This is a genomic window from Acidovorax sp. (genome assembly GCF_021287135.1).
Taxonomy (GTDB): Bacteria; Pseudomonadota; Gammaproteobacteria; order Burkholderiales; family Burkholderiaceae_C; genus Acidovorax.
The window spans coordinates 25728-41221 of sequence record NZ_JAJTBB010000021.1; the positions used below are offsets into that span (position 1 = coordinate 25728).

Here is a 15494-nt window from a genome sequence, read left to right on the forward strand (position 1 = left end):
AACAGGCGGGGAGCGTTGCCAAAAGCAGACGAATCTTGGCCCCTTTGCAACCCCGTTCAGTGGCAAGACGAGGCCGCTGAGCGGTGTATTTGGCTGCCCCAAATGCGGCAAGGGCGGGAGGTGGCCTGGGCATTTTTATAATGACGGTTCCTTGCCCTCTCGGAGCGCTATGCCGTCCTCTCCCCCGAAGTCCGCAGACAAGCCGGACGCGTCCACCGCTCCCTCTCCCCGCCCACGTTCCTGGCTCTACTGGGTGGGCCGCATCCTGCTCTGGATCACGGGGCTGGCGGTGGCGGGCGCGCTGGGGCTGGCGCTGTCCATCGCCCTCGCGCTTGCGGTCGCCTACCCCAACCTGCCCGACATCTCGGATCTCGCGGACTACCGCCCCAAGCTACCGCTGAGGGTCTACTCTTCGGAAGGCGCCCTGCTGGGCGAGTTTGGCGAAGAGCGGCGCAACCTTACGCCGATCGACGAGATTCCCAAGGTGATGAAGGACGCCGTGCTGGCAATCGAGGACGCTCGCTTCTTTCAACACGGCGGGGTCGACTACAAGGGGGTGATCCGTGCCGGGCTGGCGAATCTGGGCCGGGTCAAAAGCCAGGGCGCGTCCACCATCACGATGCAGGTTGCGCGAAATGTATATCTGTCGTCAGAAAAAACATTTACTCGCAAAGTTTACGAAATCTTACTTACATTCAAACTCGAGCATTTACTGACCAAAGACCAGATCCTCGAGATTTACATGAACCAGATTTATCTGGGGAATCGAGCCTATGGTTTTGCTGCCGCATCGGAGACGTATTTCGGAAAACCTTTGAAATCGGTTTCGATTGCCGAGGCTGCCATGCTGGCAGGCCTGCCCAAGGCGCCCTCCGCGTACAACCCCATCAGCAACCCCAAACGCGCTCGCGTGCGACAGTTGTACATCATCGACCGCATGGAAGAAAACGGCTTCATCACGGCGGACCAGGCGGCACAAGCCAAGAAGGAAGACTTGAAGATCCGGTCCGGCCCGGACAGCACCCGCGTTCACGCCGAGTACGTGGCCGAAATGGTCCGCCAACTGATCTTCGCCCAGTATGGCAACGAGGCCTACACGCGGGGGCTCAACGTCTACACGACCCTCAATGCAGCGGAGCAGGAAGCCGCCTATGGCGCCTTGCGCCGCGGCATCATGGACTACGAGCGCCGCCAGCAGTACCGCGGCCCCGAAAAGTTCGTGACGCTGCCCACAGCCCCGCAGGAGGTCGAAGACGCAATCGATGACGCGCTGGCCAACCATCCTGACAATGGCGACGTGCTGTCTGCCGTGGTGTTGGAGGCCTCGGCCCGCAAGATCACCGCCGCGCGCGCCAATGGCGACGCCGTGGAAATCACGGGCGATGGCCTGAAGCCGGCCCAGTCGGGCCTGAGCGACAAGGCGCCACCCAACATCAAGATCCGCCGCGGCGCCGTGATCCGGGTGGTGAAGACCCCCAAGGGCACCTGGGAGATCACCCAGTTGCCCGAGGTGGAGGGTGCGTTCGTCGCGCTGGATCCGCGCAGCGGCGCCCTCCGGGCGCTGGTGGGAGGCTTCGACTTTGACAAGAACAAGTTCAACCACGCCGCGCAGGCATGGCGCCAGCCCGGCTCCAGCTTCAAGCCCTTCATCTATTCCGCAGCGCTGGAAAAAGGATTCACTCCCGCCACCGTCATCAACGACGCGCCGCTGTTCTTTGACGCCGGCGTGACGGGCGGGCAGCCGTGGGAGCCCAAGAACTACGATGGGAAGTACGACGGGCCGATGACCATGCGCACGGGCCTGGCAAAGTCAAAGAACATGATCTCCATCCGCATCCTGCAGGCCGTGGGACCCAAGACGGCCCAGGACTGGGTGACGCGCTTTGGCTTCGACGCGGAAAAGCACCCGGCCTATCTCACGATGGCGCTGGGGGCCGGATCGGTGACCCCGCTGCAGATGGCTACGGCGTACTCCGTGTTCGCCAATGGTGGCTACCGCATCAACCCCTGGCTGATTGCCAAGGTGACGGACCACAAGGGCCGCGTGATCTCCGAGACGACGCCCCCCACCACTGCCACGCTGCCGCGGGCCATTGATGCACGCAACGCCTTCATCATGAACAGCCTGCTGCAGGAAGTGACGCGGACCGGCACCGCAGCGCGGGCCCAGGCCACGCTCAAGCGCCCCGATCTGTACGGCAAGACCGGCACCACCAATGACTCAGTGGACGCGTGGTTCGCTGGGTACCAGCCGACGATCGCCGCGGTCACGTGGATCGGCTACGACACCCCCCGCAATCTGGGCAGCCGCGAGACCGGCGGTGGCCTCAGCTTGCCCGTGTGGATCAGCTTCATGGAGCGCGCGCTCAAGGGCGTCCCGGTCATGGAGCCGACCGTGCCGCCGGGCGTGGTGAATGTGGGTGGCGAGTGGTTCTACGAGGAGTACGCCCGCAACAGTGGGGTGGGCAGCGTCGGCCTAGACGCCGGCCGCTCTGCGGCACCTGCCGCCGGGGCGCCCCAGGCGCCACCCGCGGCGGAAGAGCGCAACCGCATTCTCGATCTCTTCCGCAACTGACACCCGCCAACGGGCGAAGTCAGGAATTTGCGGGCGCGCGGCACCCTGGGCGCGCCCCTCGCGCCGAGATCACTCGGAGAATTTCAGCGAGACGCCTGCTTGCTGGCTGGCGTCGCGGCTCAGGCACTCAAAGAACTCGCCCGCTCCCTTGGTGTCCTGCCAGCGCCCGTCCTGAAAGCGGTAGTGGTAGCCGCCCGAGCGGGCCGCCATCCAGACTTCCTGCAGCGGCTTTTGCAGATTGACCACGATCTGCGAGCGGTTGGGGAAGGACAGCGTCACCATGCCGCCCGAGCGCTGCGCATCCACGTCGGCCTCCGTGGTGTCGTTGATGTGGTCGCAACTGCGCTCAACCGCCAGTAGCAGCTTTTCGGCGCGGTCCATGAATTCAAGGTCGGTCATTACAATTTGCGCATGTTGATGAAGGCTTCTCAAATTCTAGTCAGGTCTGTTGTCCTTGCGGCCTGTGCGGCGGCCTTCGCGGGTTGCGGGCAGCGCGGTCCCCTTTACTTGCCCAGCGCTCCCCAGGCGGCCCAGCGGGCAACCCTGCCCCAGACCCTGACACCGGGTTCCAGCGCCTCCCCCACCCCGCAGCCGCCGGCCAGCGCTGCGTCCGCCGCGCCCTGAGGCATTGCGGAGCGCGCCGCCAACTCTGGCGGCACTTGATTTCTATCAAGGATCAATTGCAGGGGTAATCGTACAGTTCGGGCTTTATTGCACCGTAGGATGGCTATGGCCCTGGAACTCTACCGCGACAAGAACCATGCTTGTCTGATGTTCACCGATCTGATTGAGGAAGACGGTCAGGCCGTGCAGGCCAACCAGTTCCTGATCGTGGACGATGACACCGGCGCCATCATCGACCCGGGCGGCAACCTGGCCTTCAACGAGCTGTTCATGGGGATGACCAAGCACTTCCCCCCGCACAAGCTGTCCTACCTGATCGCCTCGCATGCGGACCCGGACATCATTGCGTCGCTGGACCGCTGGATGACCAGCACCAAAGCCAACCTGGTGATCTCGCGCATCTGGGAGCGTTTTGCGCCCCACTTCACCAAGGTGGGCAAGACCGAGAACCGGGTGATCGGCGTGCCCGACAGCGGTGGACACCTGCCGCTGGGCCGCCACGAACTGGTGCTGCTGCCCGCCCACTTCATGCACTCCGAGGGCAATTTCCACTTCTACGACCCGGTCAGCCGCATCCTGTTCACCGGGGACCTGGGGGTGTCCTTGATGTCTGGCGCCGAAGCTCGCGTGCCCGTGACCGACCTGCGGGCCCACATCCCGCGCATGGAGGCCTTCCACCGCCGCTACATGGTCTCCAACAAGATCCTGCGCCTGTGGGCCCGGATGGCGCGCCAGCTGGACATCTCGATGATCGTGCCGCAGCACGGCGCTCCCATCATGGGCAAACCGGCCATTCAGGATTTCTTCCTGTGGATTGAAAACCTCATGTGCGGCATCGACCTCTTCGACGACCGCGCCTACCAGATCCCGACGGGCTACATCGATCCGGTGACGCGCCAGATGCGCCCCGGAACTCCGCGGTAATATTTTTGGCAAAAATAGCCGCTAGCGCTTGCAGTATCAACGCAAGCAGCTATCAAAAATATAGCTAGAGAGGTGAACGCATCGCGGGCTGGTCGATGGCTTGGCGCGAGACAGCGACCGGCCGCAGCTCATCCCTTGCGCCAGCGGCGGGCCACCCGCCAGCCCAGCAGCAGGGCTACCACCACCGCATACACGGCCACTTCGCCGAAGTCGTTCTTGCCGGCGCGCATCCAGAAGAAATGCAATAGCGCCAACAGCGCCGCGGCATACACGCTGCGGTGCAGCGCCTGCCACCGGCGGGCCCCCAGGCGCTTGATGGCACGGTTGAACGAGGTCGCGGCCAGCAGCAACAGCAGCACCAGCGCTGCAAAGCCCACCAGGATGAACGGGCGTTTGAAAATGTCACGCACGATCTCGGCCACGTCAAAGCCCATGTCGAACCATGCGTAGCTCAGCAGGTGCAGCGCCCCGTAGAAGAACACGAACAGCCCCAGCATGCGCCGAAACCTCGCCAGCTGCGGCGTGGCGCTGATGACGCGCAGCGGGGTCACGGTGAGCACCAGGCACAGGCTGCGCAGTGTCCAGTCGCCCGTGGCACGCACCAGCGCTTCGGCCGGGTTGGCCCCCAGCCGGTCGGCCCACGCTGCGTAGACCAGCCACGCCAACGGCAGCAGACACAGCACGAACAGCACAGGTTTGGCGGCCGGGCCGGCCAGCAGTTTTCGCATGCGGTGAAACAAAAAAAGGCGACACCCGCCGGGACACACCTGGCGGTGGACAGCGAGCCCGCAGGGGTCCGTCAGTAGAACTTCTTGAGGTCCATGCCGGCGTACAACGGACCGACCTGGGCGCCGTAGCCGTTGAACATCAGCGTCTTGCGCTTCTTGGCGAACAGGCCGTCTTCGCCGATGCGCCGCTCGGTCGCCTGGCTCCAGCGCGGATGGTCCACCTCAGGATTCACGTTGGAATAGAACCCGTACTCCTGCTTGGCCGCCTTGTTCCAGGCCGTTCCTGGCTCCTGCTCGACAAAGCGAATCTTCACGATGCTCTTGGCGCTCTTGAAGCCGTACTTCCACGGCACCACCAGCCGCACCGGCGCGCCGTTCTGGTTGGGCAGCACCTCGCCATACATGCCGAAGGCCAGCAGCGTGAGAGGGTGCATGGCTTCGTCCAGCCGCAGGCCTTCCACATAGGGCCAGTCGAGCACGCGCGACCCCACGTACGGCATGGTGGCCTTGTCGGCCAGGGTGACGAACTCCACATATTTCGCGCTGCCCTGCGGCTCCACGCGCTTGATCAGCTCGGACAGCGAGTAGCCCACCCACGGGATGACCATGGACCACCCTTCCACGCAGCGCAGCCGGTAGATGCGCTCCTCCTGGGCGCTGAGCTTGAGCAGGTCCTCAATGCCGTACTTGCCCGGCTTCTTGACAAGCCCCTCCACCTCCACCGTCCAGGGGCGGGTCTTCAACGTGTGGGCGTTGCGGGCAGGGTCGGCCTTGTCAGTGCCGAATTCGTAGAAGTTGTTGTACGTGCTCGCGTCCTTGTAGTCCGTGAGCTTTTCCATCGTGGCGGCACCGTCCACGGCCGAGCGCCTGGCCGGCAAAGCTGCCAGCTTGCCTGGCCGGGGCGCCCCGCCCTCCTGGGCCAGCGCGTCGCGCGCCGCCCACGCCGCCATGGCGGCCCCCGCAGCGCCGCTGGCCATGAGTTGCAGGAGACGCCGGCGGTCCCGGTACACCGCCTGGGGCGTGATTTCTGAAGCAAACGGGTGCACAAAACCCGTATCTCGGCGGGGGATCAACATGGGGAGTCTCCGGAAGGCAATGCGGGTCGGTAGAGCAGAACAGGGGTTAGTTCGTTCCACCCGCCGCGCAGGTTACACCGAAGGCTTCCTCACTGCAGTGCCGCGCAAAACAGCCCTATCCCGCTCTCGCCTGCACTGCGAGGCCGACGGCTACAGCGTGCCGTAGCTGTGCAGCCCGCTCAGGAACATGTTCACGCCGAGGAAAGCGAAGGTTGTCACGACCAAGCCCACGAGTGCCCACCAGGCGGACACCGTGCCGCGCAGGCCCTTCATCAGGCGCATGTGCAGCCAGGCGGCGTAGTTGAGCCAGACGATCAGCGCCCAGGTTTCCTTGGGGTCCCAGCTCCAGTAGCCCCCCCAGGCTTCCGCCGCCCACAGGGCGCCCAGCACGGTGGCGATGGTGAAAAACGCAAAGCCGACGGCGATGGACTTGTACATCACGTCGTCCAGCACCTCGAAGGACGGCAGGCGCTCGGCAATGCGCTTGCGGCCCAGCAGGATGCTTGCCACGATGAAGGCGGAAATGCCGAAGTACACCATCCAGTAGCTGCCGCCGTTGTCCGTGGCACCTTGCCGGAACACGATGGGCTCAAAGCACAGCACCACGCCCAGCAGCCACAGGGGAGCCAGCTTGTACCAGCGCGTCTCGGCGGCCTGCTGCTTGATCAGGTAGGCAAAGGCCACCATGGCGGACAAGGCAAAGGTTCCATACCCGATGAAGTTGGCGGGCACATGCAGCTTCATCCACCAGCTCTTGAGCGCAGGCACCAGCGGCTGGATTTCGTGCGCCTCGCGCACCACCGTGTACCACAGCAGAAAGCCCACGGCGGCGCTCACCACCAGCATCACGAAGCCGCCCAGGGCGCGCGTGCCGTACTGCTGCTCGTAGTACAGGTAGAACACGGCGGTCAGCCAGCAAAACAGCACGAACACCTCGTACAGGTTGCTGACTGGGATGTGGCCGATGTCCGGCCCGATCAGGTAGCTTTCGTACCAGCGCACCAGCGTGCCGATCAGCGCCATCGCCACTGCCAGCCAGGCCACGCGCGAGCCCAGCAGGCCCATGGTCTTGCCTTCGCCCCTGGCGAACATGCCCAGCCAGTAGAACACCGTGCTGATGAAGAACAGCATGCTCATCCACAGGATGGCGGACTGGCTGGAGAGAAAGTACTTGAGGCCGAACACCGTATCGGCGCGCGCCAGGCTGCCGGCGCCATCCTGCTGATAAAGGCCGATGGCCAGAAGGGCCACTGCCGCCACGGCGAGCATGAGCGTCCGCAGGGGCCGCCAGAACCAGCCCAGCCAGACGGCACAGGGGATGGCGCTAAGCAGAATGCCCTTCTCATACACATCCATGTAGGCGCCGTAGCGCTGCAAGGCATACAGCCCGCCCGCCGCCACAATGGCGGCGAACAGCCAGTCAAACCAGTTGCGGCGGGCAAAGAATCCCTCGTTCAGGGTGATGGTGGCGGTGTTCATGCGGTGCCTTCCGGGGCCTTGCCGGCTCCAATCAATTTCTGCGCAAGCTGTACGAATTCCTTGTCGCCGTCCAGCGTCTTGCGGTTCGCCGACAAGGCCATGGTGGCGTGGGTGCGGCCCTCCTGCGGCGCTACCCACACCCAGACCCGCCGCTCGCGGACGTAGAGCATGGCAAAGACGCCCAGGATCAGCAAGGCGCATCCCAGATAGACAATGTTCTTTCCGGGGGCTCGCGCCACCTGGAACACGCTGGCCTGCACCTGCGTGAAGTCCGTCAGTTCCAGCGCGACGGGCGCGGGATAGACCTGCGCATCGGACAGGGACAGCACGGCCTGCGTCATGAAGCCCCGCGTGGCATCGTCCTGCGGCAGCGGGGGCAGGCCCGCCCGCTGGCGCGAGAGCTGGGCCAGCTCGAACAGCGTGCCGTTGAGGATGCGCACCAGCACCTCACCGGCCCGCGCGCGCTCGGCCTCGGGCACGTTGGCTTCCATGAAATCGGACACGGCCTGCAGCCCGCCCGTGGGCTTGCCGTCCACCATGCCGCGGCCCGCGAACAGCGCCAGCGCGCGCGACGCGGACTGCTGCAGCTGCTCGGCCAGGTCGCGGCGGGACGTGTCGATGGCCTGCCCGACATAGCGGCGCACCGCCTCCTCCCGCGCCGCGGGGTCGCTCAAGGCTTCCCGCATGCGCAGGAAGCCCTCCATGCCGCCCTTGTCGTCGGCCGGGACACGCAGGTAGCGGAACGGCTCGGCGGGCGATTCGCGCACGCCCAGCAGGAACACCGGCACGCCGTCGCCCGTGTCCACGGGCAGCATGTAGTTGTGGAATTCCCGCGCCTGCCCCGCCGCGTCGCGCAGCTTGTAGCTGACGCTGGGGCCGACGTTGCGCAGCTCTTTCTTGGTGACCGTCTTGTTGGCGGCGCCCAGGCGCGATTCCACCGACTCGCGCAGGTCCACCTTGCGAACATCCGCCCCGCTGCCGGCTGCACCGGCTGCCGCGCCGAAGTTCTCGACATTGATGGTGCGCAGCGCCGTGAACTCCAGCGTCAGCGTGTCCGCGCCGGCCGCAGCCCCCTGGCCGGTGAGTTGCGTGGAGCCCCCCACGATGCCCTCGATGTCGAAGGCCTTGCCGCCGGGCGCCATGGGCAGCGCGCGCAGCTTCAGGTGCGAGCCGCCGTCGTCAAAGCTCGACTGGTAGATCTCGATGCCCCGGTAGCTGGCCGGATGGTTGACCTCGACGCGGGCTGGCGTCTTCTCGCCGGTGATCTTGTCGTGGATGACGATCTCGCTGGCGAACAGCTTGGGCATGCCGGTGGAGTAGTGCTCCACGATGAACTTCTTGAGTTCCACCGCGAAGGGCAGCTCCTGCAGCAGCACGCCATCGGACTGGTTCAGGATCGCGGTGCTGGACTGGGTGCCCTCGGCCACCAGCAGATTGCCCCGGAAGGTGGGATTGCGCTCGGAAAGCCGGTGCTCGGGCTTCACATCAGCAATCAGCCCGCCGCCCTGGTACGGCGTCTTGCCGCCCAGCAGCATCTGCGCCCGCACGATCAGGTCCCCGTCGAGCAGCCCGCCCACGCACACCAGCACGATGGCGCTGTGGGCCGCGATGTAGCCCAGCTTGTTGGCCGCACCGGCCTTGGCCGCGACCATCCAGCCCGAACCCGGGCCTGCGGCCGTGTCGCGTTGCTGCAGGCGCACCTTCCAGCCACCTCCGGCCAGCAGGGTGCCGATGCGGCGCGCTTCGGCCTCGGCCGTGCCCGGCAGCGCGGCCTCGGCCTTGTGGTGGAAGGCCTTGAGGCTTTGCTCCCGGATGTTTTCCTTGTAGGCCTTGAGGTCGCTGAGGATCTTGGGCGTGTTGCGCGCGATGCACAGCGAGGTGCTGACCACCAGGAAGGCCAGAATCAGCAGGAACCACCAGGCGCTGTACACGGCGTTGAGCTGGATGGCGCCGAACAGTTCGGCCCAGAAGGGCCCGAACTGGTTGACATAGTTGACCGCCGGTTCGTGCTGCTTGAGCACGGTGCCGATCACCGAGGCGATGCAGATCACCGTCAGCAGCGAGATGGCGAACCGCATGGAAGACAGCAGTTCGATCCCCGCACGCAGGGCCCGGGAACCGGACTGGATATGCAGGCCTTGCGTGGTGTCGGACATGGATGAAAACAGTGGTGAGGGCGCGGGCGAAAGAAAAAATGGGCGGGACCATCGTTGCGATGGACCCGCCCATTTTGGGTTTTTTATTGGCGGTCGGTTCCGTGAAGACCCGCGGCGCGGGCCACAAACTTGACGGAAATCAAATCAGGCCGTGACAGCCCTCAGCGCAGGCCGGCAATGTAGTCGGCCACCGCCTTGATTTCCTTGTCGTTGAGCTTGGCCGCCACTTGCGTCATCTGGACGCTGTTGGCGCGCGTGCCGTCACGGAAGGTGTTGAGCTGCGCCACGGTGTAGTCGGCGTGCTGGCCCGACAGGCGGGGGTACTGTGCGGGGATGCCTGCGCCATTCGGGCTGTGACAGCCAGCGCAGGCGGCGATGTTGCGGTCCGGCACGCCGCCGCGGTAGATGCGCTCGCCCATGGTGACCAGATCCTTGTCCTTCGCGAAGCCGGTCTTGGCGGGCTTGGAGGCGACCCAGTACGCAATGTTCTTCATGTCCTCGTCAGACAGCATGGAGGCGAAGCCCTTCATGACGGCGTTGTTGCGCTTGCCGGACTTGAACTCCTGCAGCTGCTTGACGAGGTATTCGGGGTGTTGCTGCGCCAGCTTGGGATTGACCGTGATGGTCGAATTGCCGTCCGCCGCGTGGCATGCCGCGCAGACGGCGGTAAAGCTGGCCTCGCCCTTGACGAGATCCGGCTTGGCCGCCGGGGGTGCGTCACCCGCTGCAACAGCCGAGAAAACAGGTGCTGCCAGCGCGGCAGCCGTCAACAAAGAGGCGAGCAACTTCATATCGAGGGTGTGGGTTTATGTGCGCAAACCCCGCGATTCTACAATGACGCACCTTTGCATCCTAGGAACCTGTTCCCCTCCCATGACGATATCTTCCCCCACGCCAGTTGCTGGCCCGCTTCCGCCCGCACCTGACGCCAAGACCGCCATGGGGTGGATGCACACGGCCCGGTTCCTTACCACCGCCGCGCAGCTGCACCACCTGCCGCCCATCGACGTGCCCGAGATTGCCTTCGTGGGCCGCTCCAACGCGGGCAAGTCCACCTGCATCAACACGCTCACGCAGCAAAAGCAGCTGGCCTTCGCATCCAAAAAGCCAGGCCGCACGCAGCACATCAACCTGTTCGCCCTGGGCAAGCAGGGCGTGACGGACGCCGTGCTGGCCGACCTGCCGGGCTACGGCTATGCGGCGGTCTCGCGCACCGACAAGCAGCGCTGGCAGCAGGTGATGGTGAACTATCTGATCAGCCGCACCAGCCTCTCCGGCATCGTGCTGCTGTGCGACCCGCGCCTGGGCCTGACCGAGCTGGACGAAGCCCTGCTGGAGGTGGTGCGCCCGCGCGTGGAGGAAGGCCTGAAGTTCCTGGTGCTGCTGACCAAGGCCGACAAGCTCACGCGCTCCGAGCAGGCCAAGGTGCTGTCCATTACGCGACTGCAGGCCGGCGGCGGCGAGGTGAAGATGTTCTCGGCCCTCAAGAAGCAGGGCGTGGACGACGTGGCGCAGTTGCTGTGGCAGTGGGCCCACCCGGAGCGCCCCGCGCCCCAGGCACAGGCCGAGGCGCCGGACGGTCCGGAAGCCGGCCCGCAGGCCGGCGCTCCGGAAATTTCAGACCAAAACAGCCTCTAGCGCTTATGTATCAAGCGCTAATAGCTATTAAATTCATAGCATAGCGCCATGATCCAGACCCGCGACGTCGCCCTGCCCCACGGCATCACCCTGCGCTGCCGCGCCAGCGGCGTGGCAGGCCGCCCCACCCTGCTGTTTCTGCACGGTTTTCCCGAAGGCGCCTTCATCTGGGACGAACTGCTGCTGCATTTTTCGCGGCCGGAGAACGGCGGCTACCGCTGCATTGCGCCCTACCTGCGGGGCTTTGGCGCCTCCAGCAGCCCGGCGGAAGTGGAGGCCTATCGCGCCAAGCACCTGGTGCAAGACCTGGCCGCGCTGATTGCGGCCGAGACGCCCGGCGGCGTGCTGGAATGCCTGGTGGCCCACGACTGGGGCGGCGCCGTGGCCTGGAACCTGGCCAACCAGCAGCCGCAGCGGATGAAGCGGCTGGCCATCATCAACTCGCCGCACCCCGGCGCCTTCGTGCGCGAGCTGTCGCAGAGCGCGGCGCAGCAGGCCGCGAGCCAGTACATGCACTTCCTGTGCCGCCCGGACGCCGAGGCGCTGCTGGCCGAAGACGGCTTTCGGCGCCTGTTCGCATTCTTCGACAACCCCCAGGGCCAGCCGCCGGCCTGGCTCACCGAGCCCGTGCGCGCGCAGTACCGTGCGATGTGGCAGCAGGGGCTGACGGGCGCATGCAACTACTACCGCGCCAGCCCCATCCGCCCGCCGCGGGACGGGGACCCGGGCGCCCAGGCCCTCACGCTGCCCGAATCCATGCTGACGGTGACCGTGCCCACGCTGGTGCTGTGGGCCATGGACGACCCCGCCCTGCTGCCCGGCCTGCTGGACGGACTGCCGGGCTGGATTGCGCAGCTGCAGGTGCAGAAGGTGGAGCAGGCGTCGCACTGGGTGGTGCATGAGCACCCGGAGCGCGTGGCGATGGAGTTGCGGCGCTTTTTGCTATCCAAATAATAGCTGCCAGCGCTTATCCATCAAGCGCTAGAGGCCGATTTGACTTAAAAATCTCTGAAAGACGTTCAGGAGTACACGCCTGGCTCGCCCTCAGGCCGCGTCTTGAAGCGCTTGTGCACCCAGTAGTACTGCTCGGGCATCGTGTCGATCACGGCTTGCAGCTCGCGGTTCATGCGCACCGTGTCGGCCTCGACGTCGTCCGTGGGAAAGTCCGGCCAGGCGGGCGACACCTCGGCCACGTAGCCCGTGGGCGTCATGCGCGAATACACGCCCACCACCTTGGCCCGCCCCAGCCGAGCAAAGCGCGACAGCGACGGGATGGTGGCGGCCGTGACGCCATAGAACGGCACGAACAGCGAATCGTTGCGGCCGTAGTCCATGTCGGGCAGCAGGTACAGCAGGCCGCCCTTGCGCAGGTTGGCGATGATGGGTTTGACGCCGTCCGAGCGGTTGAGCATGCGCACATCGCCAAAGCGCTGGCGCCCGGCCATGAACCAGGCGTCCACGGCCGGGTCCGGGTGCGTGGCGAAGATGGAGGTGAAGGCGCGCGTGGAATGCAGCGGCAGCGCCAGGCCGCCCGCGTCCATGCCATAGAAATGCGGCGCGAACAGGATGGTGGGCGTGTCGCCGTCCAGCTCGTGGATGGCGCCGGTGAGGCGCACGCGCTGCTCCACCACGGCGCGCGGCGCGGACCAGAGCCAACTGCGGTCCAGCCAGGTCTGGCAGAAGGCCACAAAGTTCGCGCGCGCCACCGCGCGGCGGCGCTCCTCGGTCCAATCGGGAAAGCACAGCGCCAGGTTGCGCAGCGCCACCTTGCGCCGCCGCACCACCAGCGCATAGGCCACCTGCCCCAGCAGCCAGCCCATGCCGCGCAGCACCGGCAGCGGCAGCCGCGCCAGCACGCCCATGAACCACACGCCCAGGCGGCCCGTCATGCGGCTGCCCCCGCGGCCGGCGCCGCGGCTTCGGCGCGCGGCTGCTTGTAGCGGGCGTAGCCCCACAGGTACTGCTCGGGGCACTGGCGAATGAGGTGTTCCATGGCTTGGTTGATCTGCAGCACCGCCTGGTCCATCTGGTCGGACAGCGGTGCGGGCAAGGTTTCAAAGTGGGTGACGTAGCCGCGCCCCCAGGACAGGCGCTCGCAGCGCGCCAGCACCACGGCCGCGCCGGTCTGCTGCGCCAGGCGGGCCGCCAGCGTCATGGTGTAGGCATCGCGGCCAAAAAAAGGGGCCCACAGGCCCTGCCCCCCGGGCGGCACCTGATCGGGCAGCAGGCCCACGGCCTCGCCGCGGCGCAGCGCCTTGATCATCTGGCGCACGCCCGACAGCGTGGTGGGCACGGCCAGCATGCCGGGGCGGTTGCGGGCCGTCTCCATCACCTTGGCCAGCCAGGGTTGGCGGGCGGGGCGGTACAGCACGGTGATGGGGCCGCGCTCGGCGCTCCAGTGCCGTGCCGCCACCTGGGCCGACAGCTCGAAGCACCCCTGGTGCGGCGTGAGGAAGACGATGCCGCGCCCCGCCGCATAGGCCGCGTGCACGCAGGCTTCGTTCACCAGGCTGCAGGGCAGCGGCGCGCCCAGCCACAGGCGCGGCAGCTCCGCCACCATGCGGCCCGCGTGGGCCACGGCCCCGCGCACCTGGGCAAACGAATAGCCGGCCAGCGCCGCATTGGCCAGGAAGCGGCGCCGGTACGTGGGTGAGGCGGCAAACGCCACCCAGCCCATGGCCGCGCCCATGATGTGCAGCAACCACAGCGGAAATACGGAAAAGAATCGGAACACAACAGGCATTAAAATGGCCGGGTCGCTGAGTTAAATGAGCAACTTGCAGGGCGACGTAAAACAAATCTGCTAAAGCGTTCGCCAAGCTCCTACGGGGTGAGGGCAACGCCCTAAATGCCGGAACACAGGAGTTTATTCAAATGGCGAACGACTTTCTCTTTACCTCGGAATCCGTCTCCGAAGGCCACCCCGACAAGGTGGCCGACCAGATCTCGGACGCGATTCTCGATGCGATCTTCCAGCAGGACCCTCGCTCGCGCGTCGCCGCCGAAACGCTGACCAACACCGGCCTGGTCGTGCTGGCCGGCGAGATCACCACCAACGCCCACGTGGACTACATCCAGGTGGCGCGTGACACCATCAAGCGCATCGGCTACGACAACACCGACTACGGCATCGACTACAAGGGCTGCGCCGTGCTCGTGGCCTACGACAAGCAGTCCAACGACATCGCCCAGGGCGTGGACCATGCCAGCGACGACCACCTGAACACCGGCGCCGGCGACCAGGGCCTGATGTTCGGCTATGCCTGCGACGAAACGCCCGAGCTGATGCCCGCGCCCATCTACTACGCGCACCGCCTCGTGGAGCGCCAGGCCCAGCTGCGCAAGGACGGCCGCCTGCCCTTCCTGCGCCCTGACGCCAAGAGCCAGGTGACGATGCGCTACGTGGACGGCAAGCCCCACAGCATCGACACCGTGGTGCTCTCCACCCAGCACCACCCTGACCAGAGCGAATCGCAGACGAAGATGAAGGCCTCGTTCACCGAAGCCGTCATCGAAGAGATCATCAAGCCCGTGCTGCCCAAGGAGTGGCTGCAGGATACGCGCTACCTGATCAACCCCACCGGCCGCTTCGTCATCGGCGGCCCGCAAGGCGACTGCGGGCTGACCGGCCGCAAGATCATCGTGGATACCTACGGCGGTGCCTGCCCCCACGGCGGCGGCGCGTTCAGCGGCAAGGACCCGACGAAGGTGGACCGCAGCGCCGCCTACGCGGCCCGCTACGTGGCCAAGAACATCGTGGCCGCCGGTCTGGCCCGCCAGTGCCAGATCCAGGTGGCGTATGCCATCGGCGTGGCCGAGCCGATGAACATCACGGTGTACACCGAAGGCACGGGCGTGATCCCCGACGACCAGATCGCCCAACTGGTGCGCGCGCACTTCGACCTGCGCCCCAAGGGCATCATCCAGATGCTGGACCTGCTGCGCCCGATCTACGAGAAGACCGCCGCCTACGGCCACTTCGGCCGCGAAGAACCCGAGTTCAGCTGGGAGAAGACGGACAAAGCCCAAGCGCTGCGTGCAGCGGCCGGGCTGTAAAGCCCGGCGTTTGCGCAGCAAACCTTGGGCTTTGGGGCGGAGTTCATATCGCGCAGCGATGTGAACGTAGACCATAAAGCTGCGGCGCTGCGCGCTGCAGCCGGGCTTTAAAGCCCGCCGCGCGAATAGCGCGGTATCGGTCTTCGGGCGCAGTTCATATCGCGCCAGCGATGTGAACGAAGACCAAAGTACCGACAAGGCTGCCGCACTGCGTGCGGCAGCAGGGCTGTAAGCCCTC

At 65.9% G+C, this 15494-nt stretch carries 14 protein-coding genes; 6 read left to right on the forward strand and 8 right to left on the reverse strand.

What is annotated here, in order from left to right:
* The first annotated feature begins 169 nt into the window (after window positions 1-169).
* A complete protein-coding gene (locus LWW96_RS04885; protein WP_291484575.1) occupies window positions 170-2575 on the forward strand; it encodes a penicillin-binding protein 1A in 2406 nt (801 codons plus the stop codon).
* Between the two features lie 69 nt (window positions 2576-2644).
* On the opposite strand, the gene cyaY is transcribed toward LWW96_RS04885, so the two are convergent.
* On the reverse strand, window positions 2645-2974 hold the full coding sequence (gene cyaY, locus LWW96_RS04890; protein WP_291484577.1) for an iron donor protein CyaY: 330 nt from the start codon (window positions 2972-2974) through the stop codon (window positions 2645-2647).
* 15 nt (window positions 2975-2989) lie between these two features.
* Between cyaY and LWW96_RS04895 the strand changes: the two genes are divergently transcribed.
* Together LWW96_RS04895 and LWW96_RS04900 are read left to right on the forward strand one after the other, a co-directional pair.
* A complete protein-coding gene (locus tag LWW96_RS04895; RefSeq protein ID WP_291484974.1) occupies window positions 2990-3199 on the forward strand; it encodes a lipoprotein in 210 nt (69 codons plus the stop codon).
* Between the two features lie 105 nt (window positions 3200-3304).
* Window positions 3305-4123 carry an MBL fold metallo-hydrolase gene (locus LWW96_RS04900; protein ID WP_291484579.1) on the forward strand — a complete coding sequence of 273 codons (819 nt, stop codon included), beginning with the start codon at window positions 3305-3307 and terminating at the stop codon, window positions 4121-4123.
* 128 nt (window positions 4124-4251) lie between these two features.
* Here LWW96_RS04900 and LWW96_RS04905 read toward each other — a convergent pair whose 3' ends face one another.
* The 5 genes from LWW96_RS04905 to LWW96_RS04925 all read right to left on the reverse strand — a co-directional run bounded on the left by LWW96_RS04905 (window position 4252) and on the right by LWW96_RS04925 (window position 10353).
* Window positions 4252-4851: a protein-methionine-sulfoxide reductase heme-binding subunit MsrQ gene (locus LWW96_RS04905; RefSeq protein ID WP_291484581.1), complete on the reverse strand. Its 600-nt coding sequence runs from the start codon at window positions 4849-4851 to the stop codon at window positions 4252-4254.
* 71 nt (window positions 4852-4922) lie between these two features.
* Window positions 4923-5927, reverse strand: coding sequence for a protein-methionine-sulfoxide reductase catalytic subunit MsrP (gene msrP / locus LWW96_RS04910; RefSeq protein ID WP_291484583.1), 1005 nt, complete (start codon window positions 5925-5927; stop codon window positions 4923-4925).
* A gap of 150 nt (window positions 5928-6077) precedes the next feature.
* On the reverse strand, window positions 6078-7406 hold the full coding sequence (gene ccsB / locus LWW96_RS04915) for a c-type cytochrome biogenesis protein CcsB (RefSeq protein WP_291484585.1): 1329 nt from the start codon (window positions 7404-7406) through the stop codon (window positions 6078-6080).
* The gene (locus tag LWW96_RS04920) at window positions 7403-9562 is read right to left on the reverse strand and encodes a cytochrome c biogenesis protein ResB (protein WP_291484587.1); all 2160 of its coding nucleotides are present in this window, start codon (window positions 9560-9562) and stop codon (window positions 7403-7405) included. Before LWW96_RS04920 ends, ccsB begins: the two co-directional genes overlap by 4 nt.
* Before the next feature lie 161 nt (window positions 9563-9723).
* Window positions 9724-10353 (reverse strand): c-type cytochrome, encoded by a 630-nt coding sequence (locus LWW96_RS04925; protein WP_291484588.1) that lies wholly within the window; start codon window positions 10351-10353, stop codon window positions 9724-9726.
* 82 nt (window positions 10354-10435) lie between these two features.
* Between LWW96_RS04925 and yihA the strand changes: the two genes are divergently transcribed.
* Both yihA and LWW96_RS04935 read left to right on the forward strand, forming a co-directional pair.
* The gene (gene yihA, locus LWW96_RS04930; protein ID WP_291484590.1) at window positions 10436-11200 is read left to right on the forward strand and encodes a ribosome biogenesis GTP-binding protein YihA/YsxC; all 765 of its coding nucleotides are present in this window, start codon (window positions 10436-10438) and stop codon (window positions 11198-11200) included.
* 48 nt (window positions 11201-11248) lie between these two features.
* The gene (locus LWW96_RS04935) at window positions 11249-12154 is read left to right on the forward strand and encodes an alpha/beta hydrolase (protein WP_291484592.1); all 906 of its coding nucleotides are present in this window, start codon (window positions 11249-11251) and stop codon (window positions 12152-12154) included.
* A 65-nt stretch (window positions 12155-12219) separates the two neighbouring features.
* Here LWW96_RS04935 and LWW96_RS04940 read toward each other — a convergent pair whose 3' ends face one another.
* Both LWW96_RS04940 and LWW96_RS04945 read right to left on the reverse strand, forming a co-directional pair.
* Window positions 12220-13089 (reverse strand): lipid A biosynthesis acyltransferase, encoded by an 870-nt coding sequence (locus LWW96_RS04940; RefSeq protein ID WP_291484593.1) that lies wholly within the window; start codon window positions 13087-13089, stop codon window positions 12220-12222.
* Complete coding sequence (locus LWW96_RS04945; RefSeq protein WP_291484594.1) at window positions 13086-13943, reverse strand: lysophospholipid acyltransferase family protein; 858 nt, start codon at window positions 13941-13943, stop codon at window positions 13086-13088. The genes LWW96_RS04940 and LWW96_RS04945 overlap by 4 nt, the downstream gene beginning before the upstream one ends.
* Before the next feature lie 131 nt (window positions 13944-14074).
* Between LWW96_RS04945 and metK the strand changes: the two genes are divergently transcribed.
* Window positions 14075-15256, forward strand: a complete 1182-nt coding sequence (metK, locus tag LWW96_RS04950; protein ID WP_291484595.1) for a methionine adenosyltransferase — start codon at window positions 14075-14077, stop codon at window positions 15254-15256.
* Window positions 15257-15494 lie beyond the last annotated feature (238 nt).